This is a genomic window from Pseudidiomarina atlantica, assembly GCF_000753735.1.
GTDB classification, from domain to species: domain Bacteria; phylum Pseudomonadota; class Gammaproteobacteria; order Enterobacterales; family Alteromonadaceae; genus Pseudidiomarina; species Pseudidiomarina atlantica.
The window spans coordinates 441,514-462,798 of the sequence record NZ_JPIN01000001.1 but is presented as its reverse complement, the minus strand read 5'-3'; the positions used below and the strand labels follow the sequence as shown (position 1 = coordinate 462,798).

Genomic DNA, 21,285 nt, shown 5'->3' with positions numbered 1-21,285 from the left:
ATGAGTACTCAACAGGTTTTCGCACCGCAAATCAAAATTCCCGCCACCTACATGCGTGGCGGAACTTCTAAAGGTGTATTTTTCCGCTTAGATGATCTACCAGAGGCCGCGCAACAACCCGGAGAAGCGCGCGACAAGCTGTTGTTGCGCGTCATTGGCAGTCCGGACCCCTACGGTAAACATACTGATGGTATGGGCGGCGCGACTTCGTCGACCAGTAAAACGGTGATTTTGTCGCGCTCTGCGCGCTCTGATCACGACGTCGACTATTTGTTTGGTCAGGTATCCATCGATAAACCCTTTATTGATTGGAGTGGTAACTGTGGCAACTTAACCGCCGCGGTGGGCTCGTTTGCGATTAGCAATGGTTTGATAGATCCTGCGCAAGTGCCTACCGATGGTATTTGCACGGTACGCATTTGGCAATGCAACATCGAAAAGACCATAGTTGCGCGGGTTCCTATGCGTAATGGAGAAGTGCAAGAAACCGGTGATTTCGAGCTTGATGGCGTGACCTTTCCAGCGGCTGAAGTGCAGGTCGAATTTATGGACCCAGCAGCCGACGACGGCGAGGGCACAGGTGCCATGTTCCCGACTGGAAACGTGGTCGACGACTTCGAAGTGCCGGGCCTTGGGAAGCTGCAAGCGACCTTTATCAACGCCGGTATTCCGACGATTTTTGTCAATGCTGACGCGATTGGTTACAACGGCACCGAATTACAGGGCGCAATTAACGAAGACCCGCAAGCGTTGCAAAAGTTTGAAAGCTTGCGTGCTCACGGCGCCGTGCGCATGGGGCTGATCAACGATGTGGCGGAAGCCGCAAACCGTCAGCATACGCCCAAAATTGCTTTCGTGGCACCCCCACAGGATTATCTCGCTTCAAGTGGCAAGCACATCCACGCCACCGATATCGATGTGTTGGTGCGAGCGATGTCGATGGGCAAGCTACACCATGCCATGATGGGCACCGCAGCTGTCGCCATTGCGGCTGCGGCGGCAGTGCCTGGTACTGTGGTGAACCTCGCGGCTGGCGGCGGCGACCGTACTTCGGTGCGTTTTGGTCATCCGTCGGGCACCTTGCAAGTCGGTGCCGAAGCGCGTCAGGTGAATGGTGAATGGACGGTCACCAAAGCCATCATGAGTCGCAGTGCGCGGGTCTTGATGGAAGGTTGGGTACGTGTGCCAGGTGATTGTTTTTAATGAGTTTTAAAGCTCCGAAAAAATGCCCCTGTGGCAACGGCTTGTATCGCAAGTGCTGCGGTCGCTTTCATCCGCTATTTGCGGGGGAGGCGACTGCCGTGCCGCGTGATGCCGAACAGCTCATGCGCTCGCGTTACAGTGCCTTTGCACTGGCAATGCCTGAGTATCTATTGCGCACTTGGCATGCCTCGACGCGTCCCGCCGAGCTGGATTTGAGCGATAGCCCGCGTTGGCTCAAGCTGGATATCTATAGCGTGGCGCAGCAAGGCACTGCGGCACAGGTGCATTTTTGTGCTTACTTCGAGTTCGACGGTGAAGTTGGGGAACACGAAGAATTGTCAGAATTTGTGCGTGAAGATGGTCGCTGGTTTTATGTACGGCCATTGGAAACTACTCATTAGGCTTGTATTTGGTTGGTTTTTTGTAAATAATGTGTCATCGACTTGCTAAGGAATGCGAGGTTTTCCTGCGATGGCACATTCTCCTTTAACTCCACTTCGCCGTGATCATGTGCGCTTTAACGAGCGTCGACTTGAATACTTTCATCGGCAATTCTCACTGTGCCTGTTTACCTTACAACTCTTGCTGATCAGTATCGTGGTTGCTTATTTACTGGTGCCGGTCGAATTATTTGATGGTCTGGTCGCCACCGTGGTGTCTTACACCTTGGTAATGCTTGCTGGCGGCACGCTGGGCGCCTTGTTATGGGCAGCATGGCAACGTCGAGCCTTGAGCTACGTTGAAGCTTACGAGGTTTCGCCGCGTGAATTACATCTACTCGAAACGCCTTGCTATCAAAAGCTAGAGCGTGTGCAGGGCGGAGTGTTTCGCTATCAGTTTGATCGCTTGCGCCAACAACAACGGCTGACGCAAGCGCGCGATTAAAACTGACGCGAGTTTGGCTAGCGTTTAAACGGCTGTGGTTGTAGATAGGTGAGTGAACGCCACAACCACTCGCAGGGCCCATAGCGGAAGCGCTTGAGCCACCATGCGCTGAGTGGCAGTTGGGCAAGCCAGAGCACGATGGCTAGCAGCGTGGCGGTGGCACGGCCGATTTCACCGTACATTCCCAACGCATAGCCGTAAAACAGACTCGTGAACACAATCGAGTGCATGAGGTAATTGGTGAGGGCCATGCGACCTGCAGGTGCAAGCTTTTGGACGAAGCTGGCGCGCTTCATTGCTAGCGCGAGTATGGCGATGTAGGCAAAACTTAAGCCAAAGTTTGCGATTTGAGTAACACTGTAGGCGATTGCTGTGGCGAAGTCGGGTGCTAAAAAGTTCATTTGCGTGCCGTAAAAACCGACATAGAGTGCTGCTGGCAGACCTAGGATGGCGCCGTACTTCAGGAGTTTTTTGTAAGTGTTGTTGTGTTGCTCTGGTTGGGTTGCGACGCCGCTGCGCGCTAGGCTGGCACCGATCAAGAAGATACCCAGCACTGTTGGCGTCATGAAAAAGATGCCAGTGGTATAAAAATAGCCAATTTCTTGGCTCCTTGCGGCCAGTACGTCAGCATAGGTACCGTTTTTATAGGCTTCGGCGGCGGTGGCGATGATAGCGTTGACCTCTGCCATGGCGGCTTGGTTGTCTTGGGCGAGCGCGGCGGCGCCTTCTGGCGTGGCACTGGCAGCTTCAATGCTTAGCGCACCGAGCCAAAAGAGAATAACGGGCAGCAGAAAAATACCAATGCCCCATCTGAGCAAGCTTTTCGCGCTCTTGTTGACGAAAAACAGCAGAAATAGTCCGGCGATCGCGTAGTTGAGCAGAATGTCGCCACCCCAGATGTAGGCTAGGTGTGCAAACCCGAATGCCGCGAGCACAATCAGACGGCGGGTGAATAACCAGCGCGGATGGCTACTTTTTTGTTTGGCACGGTCGTAGAAAATGATAAAGCCGATGCCGAATAGTAGCGAAAACATGGTGTAGAACTTACCTTGCACGAAGGTAAAAACAAACCAGGCGACACCGAAGTCGGCGCCGGTTTGACTGTAGTCGAAGCCGTTCATCATGCTTAATAGAGGCTTTTGGAAGTACTCGATATTCATCAGCAGAATACCGAGCAGGGCGAAGCCTCTAATGCAATCAAGAAGATGGATGCGCTCGTTAGGGGCGGTCGGAGTAGTTAAGTTAGCGGTCATTTCTTTTGCTCTTATTGTTATTTTGCTGTAAATGGTAGAGGGTGGATTCGGGTTTTGCCACCATTTGTGAGGATTTTGCTTCGATGCAAACACGGCAACAGGTACTTTTCGACATTTTTCTCTTCGCCGCTGCCTTGGCTGTCGCATTGTGGAGTCGCGACACCGGACACAATGTCGTGTGGGGCATGTGGCTCAGCAGTCTGGTGCTTGGCTATGCCTATATCGTCTGGTCGATTGGACGCTGGGTGTTCGCGCTGAAGGGTGGTGCCTTTGTGGGAGGCGTGTTTTCCGGAGTGTTTCTACTTGGCTTTTTCACCTTTCATTTCGGTATGTTTCATTTTGGTCATGCGATCTTTTTGAACGATTTTTTTCCGATTCCTGTTAGTGGAGAGCGTACCGGATTATTTCTGAGTTTCGACCATTACTGGTGGGTAATTTCGCATTATTGGTGGTTTCTGCTGATTGCTTTGTTGTCAGAACGCTCCGCATTCATGGAGCCGCGCGCCCCGTTACCTAAAGAGCCTGGCAACACTGCGAAGGCGTTACGTAAAGTCAACTTGATGAAGCCCTACGCCAAGGTGGTGCGGTTGCATATTCTTATTTTCGTGTTCGCGTTCGCCGACACCGTCGGCCTCACGCAAGCCCTCATCTTGGTCATTATCCACGCGGCCTATTTTCTCCCTTGGCGCAACCTGCAAGCCTTGCTGCGCAAGCCTTCCCACCCTAAAAAGGGCAGCCCCTCTGCCGCCGGCCCCTAACCACTAGGAAGGGCAGCCCTCTTTGGGGTTAAAAGCGATGCTGGCCGTGGTGTATACGTTGCAGAATTTCCTCGTTTAGCGGCTGATAGCCCTGTTGCTCGTTGACGAATACGAAGAGCGGATCTTTGATGTTTTGCAGCTCGTAGCTTTCGCGTTTGAGCTGTTGTTTGCGGACTTTGAAGGTGGTCGTCATTTCGTGCGCTTGCTGTAATCTTATAAATAACGGGCGGGCATAATCGGGTAGCTGTTTGCGTACGAAATCATAAAACGCTTGCGGGTTAAACTGTTGTCCTTGTTTTAACACCAACGAAGCCATACCGGCGCGACCTTCGGTGTTGGGTATTTTGACGCCGTAAACGACCGCGTCAAGTACCTCTTTGCAGCGACTCAGTTGCGATTCAACTTCGGTTGTCGCCACGTTTTCTGACTTCCAACGGAAGGTATCGCCGACACGATCGATAAAAGCGATATGCCGGTAGCCTTGATGGCGAACGAGATCGCCAGTATTGAACCAGCAATCACCGGGTTTAAACACATTTTTGAAAAGCTTTTGCTGGTTCGCTTCTGGGTTGTTGGTGTAGCCGTCGAAAGGTGCTTTTTCTGAAACTTCAGTGAGGAGGAGACCGACTTCACCGCGTCCAACTTTTACAAGTTTGCCGTTGGCATCCTTTAGCGGTTCTTCGTGGTCGGTATCGAAGCGAACGATGGTGTACCGCATCGGTGAAAAACCGACAGTTCGCTTGAGGTTGAAGACGTTCACAAAGCCAACGTTTCCCTCGCTCGCGCCGTAAAGTTTACAGATACGATTGATACCAAAGCGGTGCTGAAATTCGTCCCAAATTTCTGCGCGTAAGCCGTTCCCTAGCACGGCACGAATGCGGTTGTTTTGTTCGTTTGCCTGCGCTGGCTGCTGTAATAGATAGCGACAGAGTTCGCCGACATAAACAAAAGTTGTTGCGCGGTGACGCTGACAGTCCTGCCAAAAATGGCTCGCGCTAAAGCGTGGCGCCAAGGCAAGTGTGCTACCGGTCATGATGCTTGCGCTCAGCGCAATGGATAGCGCTGTGTTGTGATACATAGGTAGTGCGCAGTACATCGTATCTTTACGCTGTTTGAGATTCAGTGCCATGCGACCAAAAGCAATGCCAGCTTTGTACCAACGTAAGTGCGTCATTGCCGCAGCTTTCGGTAAGCCTGTGGTGCCTGAAGTCATCACATAAAATGCCGTTGCGCCTAGTGTGATCGCTTCAGTTTCCTTAGGATCGGGCCAGCTCCGTGTCGCATCACGTGGCACCTCTGCTGCCGCCACCACCCCTAAAAAGGGCAGCCCACTTTCGGAGGTTGGTGACGTCAAAGTGGGCTGCCCTTTCTGATGGGGGAAATCGAGAGTGGGCAAGGGCTCGGCGTTGATCAGAAGGCGCGGGTGCATAACTTCTAAACTATGCAGAAATGGTTGTGCAGTTTGCTTGGTGTTTAGCATGCCAGCGATAGCACCTAGTTTGCAAACGGCAAGCGCCCAAGCCAGTTGCGCAGGGCTATTCGAAAACCATAAAGCAACACAGTCGCCGGGTTGAACACCACGTTGTTGAAGATAAGCGGCAAGCTGATTTACCCACTGGTTAAATTCACCGTAGGTGTAGCTTTCATCCTCATATTTTAGAAAAATCGCATCGGCATGCCGGGCTGCAGCGCGTTGCAGAAAATAGCCGACGCTGCCGCGTTGGTTTTTGCGGGCCCAAGCGAGCTGCGCTAACGTCAATATAAAGCGCGGAAGACGTGGGGCGAAACGCAACAATGCGAGCGTTATGTCAGTTAATGAAAAATGCTTTTTATGATTGTTTTTATCAGACATTGTTCATCCAAATTGAAGATACATTCGTAATTTCGTACAAATTCACTACTCTTACAAGTGGTAACGCATGAAAAATCAAAGTCAAAGCTTTAGCGTGGACGAAATCTCACGCATTATCGAGATGGCCTGGGAGGATCGCACCCCGTTCGAAGCAATTGAGCACTTATTTGGCCTCAATGAGAGCAAGGTTATCGAACTGATGCGTACTGAATTGAAGCCAAGCTCATTCAAGCTGTGGCGCAAGAGAGTAACCGCTCGTAAGACGAAACACTTACAGCTGAGAGATCCGGCAGTGTCTCGTGGATACTGTCCGACCCAATACAAACGCTAATTAGAAAGGGAATCGCATGTCGTTATGGAAACAAATGAGTGGCTTAATTGGCTGGCTCGCACTAAGTTTTGTTGTAGCCGCATTAGGTGGCTGGGGCTCGATGAACGCCCCAGTCTTTTATCGTGAGTTGATCATTCCCGAGTGGGCTCCGCCTACCTGGGTTTTTGGCCCTGTTTGGACCGCGCTTTATACCATGATGGCCGTTGCTGCATGGCTGGTTTGGCGTGAGTATGGCTTTCAAGGAGTGGCGAAGCGCGCACTCCAAATCAATTTGGTCCAACTCGCGCTGAATACGTTGTGGAGTTGGTTGTTCTTCGCTTGGTACTTGGGTGCTGTCAGCTTCGTCGAAATTATTTCGCTATGGGTCGCCATTGTTGCCACCATCGTGGGTTATTGGCGGCTGAATAAAGCTGCAGCATTGTTGCTCATTCCCTACCTGGTTTGGGTGAGTTTTGCTGCGGCTTTGAGCTACACGATTTGGCAGTTAAATCCTAACGTTCTGTAAGCAAAGCAAAAGTAATGTAAAGCGCCTTACTATGTAAATTGGGTTCGCTATAGTGAAAGTGCACTCGAAATTGATTCAGCAACAGGAGGTGCACTATGAAAAACTTACGTTTAACCAGTTTGATTGCCGGGATTTTTGCCGTAACTTTTGGCCCAGCCGTGATTGCTGCAAATGTGCAGGACACTCAAGCTGAGCAGCCGCAAGAACAGTCAGCCATGGATAAGGCGGGTGATTACATCGATGATGCAGCCATCACCACTAAAGTGAAATCAACGATTCTTGGCAGCGATGCTTTGAATGTCTTGGAAATCAATGTTGAAACACAAGACGGCGTGGTGCAGTTGAGTGGTTTCGTTAAAGAGGCCGAAGATGTCGACACTGCCGAGCGCTTAGCGCGTAACGTTGAAGGCGTAAAAGACGTGGAGAACGACATTCAGGTAAAGTCCGACGCGTCATGAAAGTGGGATAGAATTCTCCTACGGTTGTCTTAAAGTTGTCATTCAATGCCCCGTAAGTGTAAAGCTTACGGGGCTTTTTTTATTGATTTAGGTGCCACAAAAGGTACGGGTGATTTGCTGTTCGGCCACTGCAGGTTTGCTGTACCGAGCGTATTCTTCATGTTCTGTGAACGGATTTTTCAATACGCGATGAAGCGTATTAAAAGGCGTCAAATCGCCCTCGTTGGTAGCTGCAGTTATCACCTCTTGAACCAAATGATTACGCGGAATGTAGATCGGATTGACCTGCGCCATGTGTTGCTTCGCTGCGTTAAGATCTTCGTGAGCAGTTTGCCACTGTTGATACCACTTCTGCCACGTCGGGCTTTGTTGAAACAGCGCGCCGATGCGTTGGTCATCCGCATCTGATAAATAGCGAAAGCCTAACGTAAAATCGACTTGGTGGTGGTGCATCAATTGTAAGTAATCTTCGAGCAATTGCTCTGCTTGTGGGTGCTCGGGAGCCAGGCCTAATTTGGCGCTCATACGCGCATGATAATGCTGCTGATACACCTGTTCAAAGCCATGGACGATGTCACTTGCGTGCTCGATGGCCTGTTGTTCTGGCAATTCAAGCAAGGGCAACAGGGTCTCAGCAAAGCGGGCAATATTCCACATGCCGATGGGCGGCTGGTTTTGGTACATGTAACGCCCACGCCGGTCGATTGAGCTGAAAACCTTCTGCGGATCATAGGCTTCCATAAAAGCACAAGGACCGTAATCGATCGTTTCTCCTGACAGCGTCATGTTGTCGGTGTTCATCACGCCATGAATGAAGCCAAGGCTCATCCACTGCGCAACCAGCTCGGCTTGTTTATCGCGCACTTGCGTCAGCAGTGCGAGATACGGCTGCTCGGCAGTGGCGCAATCAGGATAGTGACGTTGGATGACATAATCGGCGAAAGCTTTCAGGAGTTTGCGCTCTTGGAGTGCTAAAACATACTGTGCAGTGCCTACGCGCAAGTGGGATTTCGCTACACGCGTCAGAATCGCTCCGGGTTCGATACTTTCGCGCTTTACCATTTCGCCGCTCGCAACCGCAGCTAGAGCGCGCGTCGTTGGTACATTTAAGTGATGCATCGCTTCGCTTACTAAGTACTCTCTGAGAACCGGGCCGAGCGGAGAACGCCCATCACCACCTCGAGAATAGGGTGTACGACCCGAGCCTTTAAGTTGAATATCGTAACGCTGTCCGTTTTTATCGACTACCTCGGTGAGTAGCACCGCGCGACCGTCGCCCAGCTGTGGAACATAGTTAGCAAATTGATGGCCCGCGTAGGCAAGTGCATGCGGCTGCGCCCAATCAGGAGTGCTGTTGCCGGCGAAAATCTGCAGGCCTTCTGGGGTTGCGCGCTGCGTTAAAGGTAGCTGTAGCTGCACCGCCAGCTCATCATTAAACGCGATCCACTGCGGATCCAACACCGGCGTCGGTGCTACCGCACTACTCAGGCGCGCATCAAGTTGCACATAAGTTTGTTCTGTTCGCATTAGCTCACCTTGGCCAAAACCATAAGAAAGGGCAGCCCACATCCTAGCACTTTTGCGCGGCAAACACCTAAAAAAGGGCTGCCCTTTCTGGGGTGGTTTTGCGTCGCTAGGTCAGGTAATGCTTGGCTTGCAGAATTGCGGGAAGTAGGGGGTGCGGAAACTTTCGGGCGAGTGTCACAGCGTAGAAGTTCTCATAGGAATTTGGCAGGTCAAAGCGCTTGCTCAGCAAGCCAGTCACAAGTTCATCGCGCACGACGACGGCGGGCATTACCGCGAGTGCACCGCTATCCCGTGCAAGTAATCGGAGCATTGCCATGTCGTCTGCTTCGGCGACGATATTCGGCGCTAACTGATGCTGCGTACAAAAAGACTCAAAGGCAGCTCGTAACGGTGAAGCGTATGAAGGTACCACCCAGCGCTGTTCGCGGTATGCATCGTCAACTGCTGCGGGCAAATGCGCGAGTTCAGGTGGTGCTATGACACTCACTGGTTGGCGGGCCAGTAGTTGTGATTGCCAGGCAATATCATCGTTACTTGGCAACTCACGATTGGTAAGCATGATATCAATTTGATGCTGACCGAGCAGTTCAAGTAATTCACTTTGCGGGCGCGCAATAAGTTGAAAATGAACGTCATTTTGTCGAATTAATGGCTGAATGAAGCCATCAATAAAGTTACGTGACATGCTCGAAAGTACGCCAATTCTCAAGCTGGGTACGGTTGGCGCACCCTCTGTCAGTAATTGCTGTAGCTCTTCGCCGCGCTGAAAGATGTCTTCGGCGTAGTTCAGCACCGTGCGGCCAAGTTCGGTTAGAACCAAGCTGCGGCCTTCGCGCGCAAAAAGCGGTTGACCTATGGTGTGCTCTAGCTGATTAATCTGCGCAGATAAAGCCGATTGTGAAATCGCCAACTGCTGTGCGGTTGCAGTCAAGTTGCCCTGTTTTGCAACACGCCAAAAGTAATACAAGTGATGATAATTTAAACGAGACATGCCAAAATTCTTCCAAAATGTTCTGTTTAAGTGAACGAATAGATAGAATATATGTATTTTTATAATCAATAGCAATCACGCACAATGCCGCCAACAAAAAATAATATTCGGAGGCAGCATGCGTTGGCGCATTACCGCAGGCATTTTGGCGTTACTCAGCATTTGTTTTTTCACCACAAGTATCGCTTTATCATTGACGCACTCTTCAATGTACCAAGCTTGGGGTTTCGCGCTGACACCTTTGAGCGCTGGATTTGCGGCGATGATCAGTTTTATCGGCTGGGTCGTCGTGCGCTTCGCTGCGGTACAAACCCGCGGTGAATCTGAGTCTGTAAGATTTCACCGTTGGCTGACCTTGGTGCTTATCGCGATTCTCTTTACTGCGATCAGTGACCACTTCGTACTCTTTTGGCTTGGTTGGGTGAGCGTAAGTTTAAGCTTGCATAAACTGCTATTGTTCTATCCCGAGCGCCCACGAGCACAGCTTGCTGCGCACAAAAAGTTCATCTTTGCGCGGGTAGCTGAAACCATGTTAGCTGTCGCACTTTTAAGCATTTGGCTGCAAACTGGGGCGACCTCGATTTCTGAACTTTCGCCAACGGCATCCATCGTCAGCGAGTGGGTGATGTTACTGTTAGTTAGTGTTGCCATGCTGAAATGCGCACAATTGCCAGTTCATGGCTGGCTCTTGCAGGTGGTGGAAGCGCCCACCGCAGTCTCAGCGCTATTACACGCGGGTATCATTAACCTTGGCGGCTATCTCCTTCTGCAGTTTTCGCCGTTACTCGCCGACGCCGCGGTGGCTCGTTGGTTGTTGGCGATCGTCGCCGGCACCAGTATGTTAGTCGCGGCCGCAGTCACCATGACACGCATCAGCGTAAAGGTGCGTTTGGCCTGGTCAACGGTAGCGCAAATGGCTTTGATGTTGGTGGAGATTAGTCTTGGTTTTTACACCTTAGCGGCACTGCATCTATTGGCGCACTCTTGTTACAAAGCCTATGCATTTTTAACTTCGGGGTCGGCGGTGGAGCAACGCGAGCGGCAGCGTTTTGTGCAGCTTGGTCTACCTCCGCTTAAAGCCGTTATCGGTGGCCTAATTGTAGTCATTACTGCGGTTCTGTTGGGCGTATCAGCTGTCACATCATTGGGCTATGTCGCACCGTGGCTGGCTGTGAGCCTAGCGCTCGGACTATGGCTTTCGACGATGTTTGAGCGCTTTAATATCAGCGAATTATTACGCGCTATATGCGTCGCCGCAGCCTGGTTTGGCGTTTATCTGGTGGCTAACTGGGCCTTGAGCGCGCATCTAACATTCAGCACTGCGTCCTACATTTGGCTACTCGATGTTTGGATTTGTCTTGTTCTTATTGGCATTACCAGCGTCTACTTATGGTTACTTTATCGTCCGCAATCGGCACATAGCAGCCAACTATTTGTCGCACTCAACGCTGGCTTATATCTCGATGAGTGGGCCACCCGCTTAACGCTGACGCTTTGGCCGCTGCGCAATTCTCAACACAAAGGAGCATCTTCATGACTGCCTCACCTGCCATGTCTACCTCGCTCGCCGCGGCGCCGGAACAGTTGCACCAGATAGACTTAGAGCTACTCGTTGCGGCGGCAACTGCGGAAGTTGCGCCAGTGTGGCCACTCGACCGCGCGATTGCCGTGAACCCTTGGTGGCAGCAGCGCGACCGTCACATCGAAGAGATCGCCGCCGAGCAACAGGCTTGGTTCAATATCCCCATGCTACACGGCACCGAAACCACCGAAAGAGGGCTGCCCTTTTTAAGGGGTTCGGTCGCGGCGGTAAAGGGCTGGCGGTTGCGTGAAACTGCGAGTCGGTCACTGCCGTGGCTGACCGAAATTCAGCAACAAATGAGTCAGTTTTGTGCGCTATGGGTGAGTTATCCGGAGCAAGTGGCGCAGGACGAAAACCTCGGCGAGCGCATGTACAAACAGTGGCTGAATATCACGCGTCACGATCGGGGCATCGAGCTGCTTTTGAATAATAAGAAGGTTAAACAACAGCTTCAGAAATTGCCTTATGACTATCGAGAGCTATATCAGCAAGCTCAGGTGTTGCCACTTGATGCCGACCAATGGCCGGTCTATTTACAGGTGCTATTGCATGAACTATACGGCTGGGCCAGTGTATTTGCGCAACGTCGTTGGCAGCGCGATCTCGAGCAACAGCCGCGTTTCAACGATGAGCTCAACCAGCTATTAGCGATTCGCTTAGCGTGGGATTTGGTCTGCTGGCATAGCGTCAGTGACGCAACACGCGCCGAATTCCAGGTGCAATGGGCAAGTTTTGAGCGGTTGAAGACGCAAGTGCGTGAACAGCAACAGCCAATGTGGCAAGCATTGCGCGAGAAAGAACGCGCCTACCAACAGCAACTGGCGGAACAGCTATGTGGTGCGGCAGCTGTGCAAAATAACAATGGTAGCAAGGACTTACAGGCGGTATTTTGTATTGATGTCCGTTCAGAACCAATGCGCCGTGCTCTAGAAGCGCAATCACCGGCGATTCAGACGTTCGGTTTCGCGGGCTTTTTTGGGTTGCCGATTGAATATCAAATAAGCCAAGGCTACAGCAAACCACAGTTACCCGGACTGCTTGCGCCACAATGGCAAGTCAGTCAAGCATGCGATGCGCAAAGCCAACAAAAGCTGCGCAATACGTGGCGTTCTGCCAGTTGGCATCGTGCCCATGAAAGTCCAGCTGGGGCTTATGGCTGGGTCGAGATGGGCGGTATTACCAAAGCTTGGAAATTGCTGAAAAAGTCGTTGTCGCATCAACCGTTGCAACGCGTTGCTGGTGGCGCCATGAATGGACAACCTTGGCGTATCACAAAAAACGGCGCACCTGCAACGGCATCAGAGCTCGCGCAGTTGGCGGCCAACGCGCTGACTGGTATCGGACTTAAACAAGATTTCGCAAGGCAAGTGTTAATCGTAGGCCACAGCGCGTCAACGCAAAATAATCCACATGCCGCGAGCCTCGAGTGTGGTGCATGTGGCGGACAATCGGGCGCGGCAAACGCACAGGTATTAGCGCAAATGCTGAATGACAAAGAAGTGCGCGAGCAGCTTGCTGCGCAGCACAATATTCACATTCCTGAGACCACCGAATTTTTAGCTGCCTTACACGACACTACGCAACAAACCGTAAGTTTATTGACGTCGCAAAAGCCAAAAAAATTGTGTGAGTGGCTAGGTGCTGCTAACCAATTGGCGCAGCAAGAACAGCTGATCCGACTCAACGCGCAGCCCGCACCCACCGCGCGAACCACCCCTAAAGTGGGCAGCCCTTTCTCGCAGCGACACAGCGGCAAAGTGGGCTGCCCTTCCTTTGTCAGCGATGCGCTGCAGCGGCGCGCGGGGAGTTGGGCTGAGGTGCGGCCGGAGTGGGGCTTGGCGCGCAATGCGGCGATCATTTTTGCGCCGCGTGAGCGTACACGAAGCTGTAATTTCGACGCACGGGTGTTTTTGCATGACTACGATCACGGTAAAGACCCATCGCAGCAGGTGTTGACGCAGTTGATGACGGCGCCGATGGTGGTGGCACATTGGATTAATATGCAGTACTACGCGTCGACGGTGGCGCCGCAGCAGTTCGGCAGCGGGAATAAACTGCTGCATAACGTGGTCGCCGATGGGCTCGGGGTATTCGAAGGGAATGGTGGTGATATTCGCATAGGATTGGCGCGGCAATCGATTCACGACGGTAAGGACTGGTATCACGAGCCGCTCAGGTTGACAGTGGTGATTGCCGCAGAGCAAGCGGCTATCGATAAGGTCATCAGTGAGCAGCCGATGGTACAGCAGTTGATCGACAATGAATGGCTCCATCTTTGGCAGTGGCAGCCCGAGCAGCCCGGACAACTCACGCAACGCAAAGCCAACGGGTGGCAGCCGGTCGCCCACAAGCAACCACAAGAGGTAAGCGCATGACACTCATACTTAAAGCCGATAACGACAAACAGTTGCAGCACGCCGGCCGCTTACTCAAGCTCGGTGGTATCGTGGCAATCCCAACAGAAACCGTCTACGGTCTGGCGGCCAACGCGGCAGATACCGATGCTATCCAACAAGTTTATCAAGCCAAGAACCGCCCGCAAAACCATCCTGCAATTGTGCATATTGGCGCAATTGAGCAGTTGCAAGATTGGGCCTATGGCATTCCCGACGAAGCCTACCTATTAGCTGAGCAATTCTGGCCAGGACCGCTCACATTACTATTGCACCGGCACCCGAAAGTATCACCGTTAATTACCGGTGGCAGCCATAGCATTGCCATCCGCATGCCTAATCAAGCGCAGCTAAGAAAGATTCTGCAGCAGCAAAACATTGGCGTGATCGCACCATCGGCAAATTTACACAAGCAATTGAGCCCGACCACAGCTGCCCATGTGCTTGAACAACTCGATGGCAAAATCGACGCGGTTTTAGATGGTGGCCGCTGCAGTGTGGGCATCGAATCGACAATTCTTGATTTACGTGAAACCAGCGACAAACTCAGAATTTTGCGGCCAGGTCCAATCACCGCGCAGCAACTGAGCAAGGTGCTGAACCAAGAGGTGGAAGCGCCAGAACAACATGATGTGAGTGTTGCCGGCAATATGGCCAAGCACTATCAGCCGCAAGCCAAACTCCGCTGGCTCAATTCCAATACCAACGCTAACGCTAACGCCAACATCACGGAGCCACACAGCATCATCCTGGTACGCAGCTTGCGCGATGATCTACCTCAGCAACAACAACGTGCACTCGGCGCTACCCCGGAACAGTTTGCCCACGCGCTGTATCACACGCTGCATGAGCTCGATCAAAAAAGGGTCCCGACCATTTGGTTGGAACCCTTACCAGAAACCCACGAGTGGCAGGCGTTACGAAACCGTTTGCACCGCGCTGCCGAGTAACGTCAAAGTCGCCGCATCGGCGTCGAGTTCAACCACATGACCGACTGGCAAAATATGGTTGTCGCGAATGTGACCAAACTGGGCGCCGGTGTAGGTTGGCACTCCTAACGGCTCAAAGTAATGCGCAAAGACTTCATGCAAGGTGAAGCTGCCGAAACCACCACCAGGGTCGCATTCGGTACAATGGCCAAAGACGATACCGGCAACGCCGTCTAAATGCCCAGCCAGTTGCAGTTGCGATAAGAAGCGGTCGATGCGGTAAATATTCTCACCGACATCTTCCAACATCAAAATTTTCCCTTTTAAGTCAGGGAAATAAGGCGTACCACATAAGCTAGTCAACACAGTAAGGTTACCGCCAACTAACACACCCTGTGCCTTGCCACCGTTCACCGTAGTGGTGCGGTTGCTCATCATGGTCAAGGTTTCTTCTTTTTCTTTGTAGTTGCGCATGGTGGTGGATTTACCGTCCATGATCACATCACGAAATTGCTGCGCTTGAAAATCAGCCCAATAAGAAAAGCCATTTGGCCCGTGAAACGACACCATGCCAGTTTTTACATACAGCGCATTCATTAACGACGTAATATCACTGTAGCCTAACAACACCTTGTTATTGGCACGGATCATGTCGTAATCCAACAGCGGCAAAATGCGGTTACAACCCCAGCCACCGCGCACGGCAATCACCGCATCGACACTGTCATCGGCAAAGGCTTTATTGACATCGGCAGCGCGCTCGGCGTCGGTGCCAGACAAATAGCCATGGCGGCCGAACACGTGTTCACCTAGCTGTACGTTGAAACCTAAAGCTTCAAACGACTCTTTGGCGATCAAGACATGATGACGATCTTCAACCGCACTCGCCGGCGCGACCATACGTACCGTGTCACCGGCTTTCAAAGCCCGCGGCAAGCGCCCAGCGCCCAAGCCTGAACCCGTTGTTCCTGCCATACCCGAAATGCCACCTGCCGCTGCTAACGGAGAAAGAACAGTTGTTGCAGCCGCTCCGGCGGCTAGAGTCTTAATAAACGATCTGCGATCCATGACGAGGTCACCTTTGTTAGTCTTAGTTTTGTGCCTGTTGAACGTATGCGAGTTGACGCCCACCGAGTGCAACCATTAGGCTTCATCCTAGTAATAAATTATTATTAATTAAACCCTGAGACGAATAAAAAATGCAAAAGTATGTCACCGTATTCGCCTTAAGCCTAGGTTTAACGCTAGGCGGCACGAGCGCAATCAGCAGCATAGCAATCGCGCACGACAATCACAGCCACTACGACCATGAGCTGCTGCCTGGACTCGATAAACAGCAAATTCGCTTTGCTGATATCGAGCCATTGATCAAACGTGTGCAACGCAGCGACATTATCTCGACGGAACAAGTGGGTACGAGTTACGAAGGCCGGCCGATTTACCGCTTTAAAGCAGGTCAAGGTGATACCGTTGTGTTCATGTGGTCACAAATGCATGGCGATGAATCAACGGCTACGCCGGCATTGTTTGACCTAATGCATAAAATTGAAACTGATGAAAAGTGGCGTCAACGCTGGGCTGACGCTATCACTCTCTACATGTTGCCAATGCTAAATCCAGATGGGGCGGAACGCGCCCAGCGTTATAACGTGCAGGGCATTGACGTGAATCGTGATGCGCGAGCTCTGCAAACGCCAGAGGGTCGTGTGCTGATGGAGCAGGGCAAAACCTTAAAGCCAGATTTCGGCTTTAACCTGCATGATCAAAGTCGTTACTACGAAGTCGCCCATACCGGTAAGCCTGCCACTATCAGCTTGCTTGCGCCGGCTTTTAACGAGGCTAAAGATATTAACGAGAGCCGTGGCCGTGCTATGCAATTGATCGGCGCTATGAAAAAGGTCGGAGACGCACTGATTCCGGGGCATATGGGTCGTTACAACGATACTTTTGCACCACGGGCGTTTGGCGATAATTTTTCGAAAATGGGCATCAGCACCATTTTGATTGAATCGGGTGCGTTTCCAAATGACCCGAATCGGCAAAAGGCGCGCGAAGTCAACGTCGCCATGTTGGTAAAAGCCCTCGAAAGCATTGCCAACAAAGACTATGAGAAGCAGACATTGGAGCCGTATCACAGCATTCCAATGAACAATTCAAATAGCTTCAAAGACGTGATCTTCGACCAAGTTCAAGTACAAGACGACGAGCACAGTTACCGTATTGATATCGGCTTCAATCGCAGTGGTAGTGCTGCCGAAACCACAGGTTACATCCGTGAAGTGGGCGATCTTGAACCCTTTCCGGCGTTCGATCGCTACGACGGCAGCAACTATGTTTACGCCCCAGGCAAAGCGTATACGATACCAAGCGAAGGCTTAAAGCTCTCGCACCATGAATATCTCGATTTAGTCAAACAGGGCTATAGCCATTTCATCGGTGATGCCGATGCGCTAACTGTGCGCACGCATTTGCCAGTGGTGGTGAATCCACGCAATCTCCCTGGGTCACGCCCACAACAACGCGATAACGCGACCTTCTTGCTAATGCAGCAGGATGAAGTCGCAGTCGCGGTGTTGTCGGGTGTGGTTCTACAATTGCGCTAAGCGCGAAGAGCAGCTGTTAGCTATTGGCTGATGGCTGTTTGAAAGGCGGTGGGTAGTGGCGCTTCTCATGCCACGCCCGCAATATGTAGACAGTCGTCACAGCTTCTTTTAATTCGTGTGTATAGAGCACGGTCAGCGATAAACTTGGAATCACCAAAAACCGCCCTGGCAAGTCGGGGCGTTTCACTCCTAATTCTGGAAACTGTTCTAAGCGCTGGATGGCTTTTACTAGGTGGACATCTGCGCGTTCTGCAGCAATGGGATTCTCAGCATGAATGAAACGATAAAATTCAAAGCGATCCTGCAGGGCATCCATTTCCCAAAAAATCATCCTAACTATCCTTGTCAGTTTTGCTACCTAGTTGTTGCTTAAATTCTTGCAGCATCTGATCAGCTTTATCGCTATCGAAAAATTGCGCATCTCCGCGCTCGATTTTCGCGAACGCGCGCTCAACCTGCGCAGCAAGCCATTGGTCATGTAAACTTTTCATGCGTTGCTGCTCGGCTAGTAGCTCGGTATGTTTACGACACGCCTCACTCAACGTCATACCCTGACTTTCTGCCATTTGTTGAGCAAGACGTTTGGTTTCTTCGTCGATGCGAAATTGAATTCGAGTTTCCATTGCAGCTCCTGCGCTTCTTAAATGTACACACAAATGTTAGCACAGGAGCTGGGCTTTTCTAGTGATTGTCGCCTTTCTTTTTGTCAGACTTTTTCAAGGTGACGTCAGCGGTTTTGGTGCGACCGAGCGCTTTGCGTTCCGTCGCTTCAGCGCCAGAGCTTTGCTGCACCGTATGCGCGGCTTCGTGGGCAGCGGACTGCTCCGTCGCATCACCAATGCCGTCACCGTCATCATCGTTGTCAATGAAATCCGGTGGACCTGCCGTCGCTTTCACAGTTTCAGCTAAAGCTTTGCCGCCTTTTAACCTTGCCGCTTCGCCAATACCTTTGAGCTCTTTACCAGTTTGCGGGTTGCGGTCTTTACCCGCGCGCGCTGTTTCAGCTGTTTGCTGTCCTTCTGCGGCTGCTTCCGGTAACTCTTTCTTTTCGTCCTGCGCTTGATCCTGCGCATAGCCAGTACCAATGCCAAGCGCCAACGTCAAACCAAGTAACCCGTGAATGATTTTCATAACCATGCCTCCTTCAAAGCTTAGCTATAGTTATAGCTTGTGTTCAGAAATTAACCAAATCTTCATAGAGCAAAAGCCCTGCAAAGCCGCTTCACGTCAGCAAATCGCTAGCTATAGTGAAAGTGAACCTAAACAGGAGGAAGCAACTATGAAACTAGCAAATGTATTTACTTCAGTCGCATCAGTTATGGCATTGAGCTTTGGTACCATCGCGATGGCAACCACTTTGCAAGATCCAGCTGAGCAACAGCAAGAGATGGAACAAAAAGCTGACCACATCAGTGATTCAGCTATCACCGCAAAAGTGAAAAGTGCGCTGATGGCACAGGCTGCGGGTATGCAAATCAATGTCGAAACCACCGATGGCGTAGTCACCTTAAGTGGCGAGGTAGCGACCCAAGCTGACATTTCGGCGCTTGAACGCTTAGCGCGCGGTGTTGAAGGCGTAAAAGATGTACGTAACAACTTGACGGTCAAGGCTGAAGCTGAATAAGCTTAATTAAGCTCCCGTAACCCCGTGCGGCTGCGAAGCCCACGGGGTTTTTTATTATGGAAACGACAAATGAACCCCCAAGACATTCTCAACTTCTGGTTTAACGAACTAACGCCGGCGGATTGGTTTGCCAAGAGTGATGCGTTAGATAAGACGATTCGCAAGCGCTTTGGTGAGGTTCTCGTTGCCTGTGCTGCAGGTGAGTGTTGGCACTGGCGCGCCGATGATGCGGCCGGAGCAGGCACTGGTGGCCTCGGACGACTGGCTGAGATTCTCGTGCTCGATCAGTTTTCGCGCAACGTCTATCGCGATGACGCGCGCGCGTTTGCGCAGGATCCGATGGCTTTAGCATTGGCACAGGAAGCGGTGGCACGTGGCGTTGATCGTGCGATGGAGGCATCACAGCGCGCGTTTTTGTATATGCCCTACATGCACAGCGAGTCGCCGGTTGTGCATGATGAAGCCATGCGTCTGTTCGACCAGCCGGGTCTTGAAACCAACTACGACTTCGAAGTCAAACACCGCGACATCATCGTCCGCTTCGGTCGCTACCCGCATCGCAATGCCATGCTCAGGCGCGCTTCAACACCTTCCGAACTCGAATTCCTAAGCCAACCGGGCTCCAGCTTCTAAGGTAGCCCGTACCCTGGTACGGGTCCAACGCCCATTCGGTTGCTAGGTTGAGTGTGTATAGCATGTCCCTAAATTCACTATTTCAAAAAAACTGTGCCAGATAAGCCGCATAAGCAAAAACTAGCCTCATAAATGACGCAAAGACCTATTTCCCGTGCAAATTTGAGCCAATAACCAAATCGTGCATCACCCCTGACGCAGCCAGTAAATGACGTACGTTTTGGCACTCCGTTTTCTCACAAAATGTTACGTTTTCACGTTGTGTGAATCATGAGCTGATGAACTAAACTGAAACTAATAACACGGAGGTTCGCATGCTCAACAACAGACCGATTCAACCTTATATGCGCCGCAAGCTTGCGCAGAGTTTCGCGATAAATGTGGGGTATTTGATTCAGCACAAGCGCGCCAGTGCTGGACTTGATCAAACGGATTTGGCGCTATTGGTGGAGACCAGTCGCTCGACGATATCGCGTATTGAGCGTGGCAAAAGCGTTGCTTCCGAGACGGTATTGGCGGTATTAGCGGAACTGGAAATGCTCGAGCACGCGGCGGTCGAAGTGGAGAGTATGGCGGATGGTAAGCGCTTTTATCAGCGCAAAGTGAGCGGGCCGCGCAGTGCTGAAAAACTAAAAAAATGGCAAGAATTCCAACGTTATTGGTTGGGAGACAGTGGGGAATAATAATGGATATTAAGTTGTACGAAGGCTTGATGCTGCTGGCGTTGAACGACGAGAAGGGCACCAATGAAGGGCATTATATTGAGTACACCGCCGCGGCCGCTATTTTAGCCGAGTTGTTGCTGTCGCAGCGCATTAAAATAGATAAAGAAAACAAGGACAAAGTTGAAATTCTGGATGCTGCACCCACTGGTGATGCGGTGATGGACGAAGCGCTGCAGAAAATTGCTAGCAAGAAGAAGCCCGACACCTTGAAGAACTGGGTGATGGCGATTGGCACTATTAAAAATTTGAAGCACAAAATTGCTCAGCAGCTAGTGGACGATGGCATTATCAAAGCCGACGAACGCAAGATTCTGTGGATTTTCACGCAGAAGATTTATCCGGAGGTGAATCCGCAGCCGGAACAGGAGCTTAAGCGCGAAATGCGCCGTTTGGTGCTGGACAAGCCACTCGAAATTCATCCAAAAATTGCGCTGATGGTTGCGCTAGCCAAAAGTGCGTACTTGCTCAATCAAGTGTTCAGCAAAGACGAGCTTAAACAACATAAAAAGCGCATCGAGCAAGTTTCGAAGGGTGAAGAGCTTGGGCAAATTACTGCCGAAGTGATTGAAGGTGTGCAGGCTGCGATCATGGTTGCCGTCATGATGCCGGCGATGATGGCTGCCGTCTCAGCGTCAACGACATCAGCAGGTACGAGTGGCTGTTAATGACGAGCAAACAACTGGGGTGGGGCACCTTTAGCGTCGGCTTTTTGCTGGTTGGCATACCATTCTGGTTGGAGCCTTACGAGACAGTTACCGTACCTAACTCTTTCTTTGGTTGGGGCGTGTTGGTGGTGTTCTTGGCCGCGGCGTTTTTGCGCGCGCTCGCGTATTTCAGTTTCTTGCACAGTTGGCTAATTGCTGGCGCTATTATTCCAGCGGTCACTATGGCGCGCACCTTGGTTGAAGTGGTTAGTGACCCGACTTCAAACAACCTCTGGCCGTTAGTATTGATTCTTGCCGCCGGCACTGGAGCGATAGTTGCTATCGCCGGTGCCGGCATCGCCAGTTTGTTTGCTAGGCGCGGTTGAGCA

24 protein-coding genes are annotated in these 21,285 nt (G+C 51.5%); 16 read left to right on the top strand and 8 right to left on the bottom strand.

The annotated features are described in order from the left end of the window. The 3 genes from prpF (at position 1) to IDAT_RS02275 (ending at position 2,088) form a co-directional block, all read left to right on the top strand. Positions 1-1,203: a 2-methylaconitate cis-trans isomerase PrpF gene (prpF, locus tag IDAT_RS02285; RefSeq protein ID WP_034729925.1), complete on the top strand. Its 1,203-nt coding sequence runs from the start codon at positions 1-3 to the stop codon at positions 1,201-1,203. Continuing rightward, positions 1,203-1,604, top strand: a complete 402-nt coding sequence (locus IDAT_RS02280; protein WP_034729923.1) for a YchJ family protein — start codon at positions 1,203-1,205, stop codon at positions 1,602-1,604. Before prpF ends, IDAT_RS02280 begins: the two co-directional genes overlap by 1 nt. Positions 1,605-1,674: 70 nt before the next feature. After that, positions 1,675-2,088 carry a hypothetical protein gene (locus IDAT_RS02275; RefSeq protein WP_034729921.1) on the top strand — a complete coding sequence of 138 codons (414 nt, stop codon included), beginning with the start codon at positions 1,675-1,677 and terminating at the stop codon, positions 2,086-2,088. 17 nt (positions 2,089-2,105) lie between these two features. Here the strand turns inward: IDAT_RS02275 and IDAT_RS02270 are convergent, their stop codons facing one another. After that, complete coding sequence (locus IDAT_RS02270; RefSeq protein ID WP_034729919.1) at positions 2,106-3,341, bottom strand: DUF418 domain-containing protein; 1,236 nt, start codon at positions 3,339-3,341, stop codon at positions 2,106-2,108. 83 nt (positions 3,342-3,424) lie between these two features. On the opposite strand from IDAT_RS02270, the gene IDAT_RS02265 reads away from it, so the two are divergent. Further along, the gene (locus IDAT_RS02265) at positions 3,425-4,099 is read left to right on the top strand and encodes a DUF6498-containing protein (RefSeq protein ID WP_034729917.1); all 675 of its coding nucleotides are present in this window, start codon (positions 3,425-3,427) and stop codon (positions 4,097-4,099) included. Positions 4,100-4,127: 28 nt separating this feature from the next. On the opposite strand, the gene IDAT_RS02260 is transcribed toward IDAT_RS02265, so the two are convergent. After that, positions 4,128-5,951 (bottom strand): long-chain-acyl-CoA synthetase, encoded by a 1,824-nt coding sequence (locus IDAT_RS02260; protein ID WP_034729914.1) that lies wholly within the window; start codon positions 5,949-5,951, stop codon positions 4,128-4,130. A gap of 67 nt (positions 5,952-6,018) precedes the next feature. Here IDAT_RS02260 and IDAT_RS02255 point away from each other — a divergent pair, with 67 nt between their 5' ends. From IDAT_RS02255 to IDAT_RS02245, 3 genes are all read left to right on the top strand, one after another. Beyond that, positions 6,019-6,282 (top strand): TIGR03643 family protein, encoded by a 264-nt coding sequence (locus IDAT_RS02255; RefSeq protein WP_034729911.1) that lies wholly within the window; start codon positions 6,019-6,021, stop codon positions 6,280-6,282. Between the two features lie 16 nt (positions 6,283-6,298). Beyond that, a complete protein-coding gene (locus tag IDAT_RS02250; protein WP_034729908.1) occupies positions 6,299-6,787 on the top strand; it encodes a TspO/MBR family protein in 489 nt (162 codons plus the stop codon). 95 nt (positions 6,788-6,882) lie between these two features. Further along, the gene (locus tag IDAT_RS02245) at positions 6,883-7,245 is read left to right on the top strand and encodes a BON domain-containing protein (RefSeq protein WP_034729905.1); all 363 of its coding nucleotides are present in this window, start codon (positions 6,883-6,885) and stop codon (positions 7,243-7,245) included. A gap of 87 nt (positions 7,246-7,332) precedes the next feature. Here IDAT_RS02245 and IDAT_RS02240 read toward each other — a convergent pair whose 3' ends face one another. Both IDAT_RS02240 and IDAT_RS02235 read right to left on the bottom strand, forming a co-directional pair. Continuing rightward, complete coding sequence (locus tag IDAT_RS02240) at positions 7,333-8,772, bottom strand: protein adenylyltransferase SelO (protein ID WP_051986525.1); 1,440 nt, start codon at positions 8,770-8,772, stop codon at positions 7,333-7,335. A 106-nt stretch (positions 8,773-8,878) separates the two neighbouring features. Beyond that, complete coding sequence (locus IDAT_RS02235) at positions 8,879-9,763, bottom strand: LysR family transcriptional regulator (protein WP_034729902.1); 885 nt, start codon at positions 9,761-9,763, stop codon at positions 8,879-8,881. A gap of 118 nt (positions 9,764-9,881) precedes the next feature. Between IDAT_RS02235 and IDAT_RS02230 the strand changes: the two genes are divergently transcribed. Genes IDAT_RS02230 through IDAT_RS02220 form a run of 3 tightly spaced genes read left to right on the top strand, consistent with a single transcriptional unit; the run spans position 9,882 to position 14,688 of the window. Further along, positions 9,882-11,300: an NADH-quinone oxidoreductase subunit L gene (locus IDAT_RS02230; protein ID WP_081909714.1), complete on the top strand. Its 1,419-nt coding sequence runs from the start codon at positions 9,882-9,884 to the stop codon at positions 11,298-11,300. Further along, on the top strand, positions 11,297-13,720 hold the full coding sequence (locus IDAT_RS02225) for a DUF2309 domain-containing protein (protein WP_051986510.1): 2,424 nt from the start codon (positions 11,297-11,299) through the stop codon (positions 13,718-13,720). The genes IDAT_RS02230 and IDAT_RS02225 overlap by 4 nt, the downstream gene beginning before the upstream one ends. Continuing rightward, the gene (locus tag IDAT_RS02220) at positions 13,717-14,688 is read left to right on the top strand and encodes an L-threonylcarbamoyladenylate synthase (protein ID WP_034729899.1); all 972 of its coding nucleotides are present in this window, start codon (positions 13,717-13,719) and stop codon (positions 14,686-14,688) included. Before IDAT_RS02225 ends, IDAT_RS02220 begins: the two co-directional genes overlap by 4 nt. Here IDAT_RS02220 and IDAT_RS02215 read toward each other — a convergent pair. Beyond that, positions 14,656-15,735, bottom strand: a complete 1,080-nt coding sequence (locus IDAT_RS02215; protein WP_034729896.1) for a S66 peptidase family protein — start codon at positions 15,733-15,735, stop codon at positions 14,656-14,658. The genes IDAT_RS02220 and IDAT_RS02215 overlap by 33 nt on opposite strands. Positions 15,736-15,866: 131 nt before the next feature. Here IDAT_RS02215 and IDAT_RS02210 point away from each other — a divergent pair, with 131 nt between their 5' ends. Then, on the top strand, positions 15,867-17,270 hold the full coding sequence (locus IDAT_RS02210; RefSeq protein ID WP_034729893.1) for a M14 family metallopeptidase: 1,404 nt from the start codon (positions 15,867-15,869) through the stop codon (positions 17,268-17,270). A gap of 16 nt (positions 17,271-17,286) precedes the next feature. On the opposite strand, the gene IDAT_RS02205 is transcribed toward IDAT_RS02210, so the two are convergent. From IDAT_RS02205 to IDAT_RS02195, 3 genes are read right to left on the bottom strand one after another with little or no spacing between them, the layout of a single operon-like run. After that, positions 17,287-17,601, bottom strand: coding sequence for a type II toxin-antitoxin system RelE/ParE family toxin (locus tag IDAT_RS02205; protein WP_034729890.1), 315 nt, complete (start codon positions 17,599-17,601; stop codon positions 17,287-17,289). A 1-nt stretch (position 17,602) separates the two neighbouring features. Continuing rightward, complete coding sequence (locus IDAT_RS02200; protein WP_034729887.1) at positions 17,603-17,893, bottom strand: type II toxin-antitoxin system RelB/DinJ family antitoxin; 291 nt, start codon at positions 17,891-17,893, stop codon at positions 17,603-17,605. Positions 17,894-17,951: 58 nt separating this feature from the next. Continuing rightward, complete coding sequence (locus IDAT_RS02195; protein ID WP_034729884.1) at positions 17,952-18,401, bottom strand: hypothetical protein; 450 nt, start codon at positions 18,399-18,401, stop codon at positions 17,952-17,954. 148 nt (positions 18,402-18,549) lie between these two features. Here IDAT_RS02195 and IDAT_RS02190 point away from each other — a divergent pair, with 148 nt between their 5' ends. The 5 genes from IDAT_RS02190 (at position 18,550) to IDAT_RS02170 (ending at position 21,282) form a co-directional block, all read left to right on the top strand. Further along, positions 18,550-18,894 carry a BON domain-containing protein gene (locus IDAT_RS02190; RefSeq protein ID WP_034730274.1) on the top strand — a complete coding sequence of 115 codons (345 nt, stop codon included), beginning with the start codon at positions 18,550-18,552 and terminating at the stop codon, positions 18,892-18,894. Between the two features lie 69 nt (positions 18,895-18,963). Next, a complete protein-coding gene (locus tag IDAT_RS02185; protein ID WP_034729880.1) occupies positions 18,964-19,527 on the top strand; it encodes a DUF924 family protein in 564 nt (187 codons plus the stop codon). 314 nt (positions 19,528-19,841) lie between these two features. Beyond that, positions 19,842-20,210: a helix-turn-helix domain-containing protein gene (locus IDAT_RS02180; protein WP_034729878.1), complete on the top strand. Its 369-nt coding sequence runs from the start codon at positions 19,842-19,844 to the stop codon at positions 20,208-20,210. 2 nt (positions 20,211-20,212) lie between these two features. Further along, positions 20,213-20,917 (top strand): GOLPH3/VPS74 family protein, encoded by a 705-nt coding sequence (locus IDAT_RS02175; protein ID WP_034729875.1) that lies wholly within the window; start codon positions 20,213-20,215, stop codon positions 20,915-20,917. Continuing rightward, complete coding sequence (locus IDAT_RS02170; protein ID WP_034729873.1) at positions 20,917-21,282, top strand: hypothetical protein; 366 nt, start codon at positions 20,917-20,919, stop codon at positions 21,280-21,282. Before IDAT_RS02175 ends, IDAT_RS02170 begins: the two co-directional genes overlap by 1 nt. Positions 21,283-21,285 lie beyond the last annotated feature (3 nt).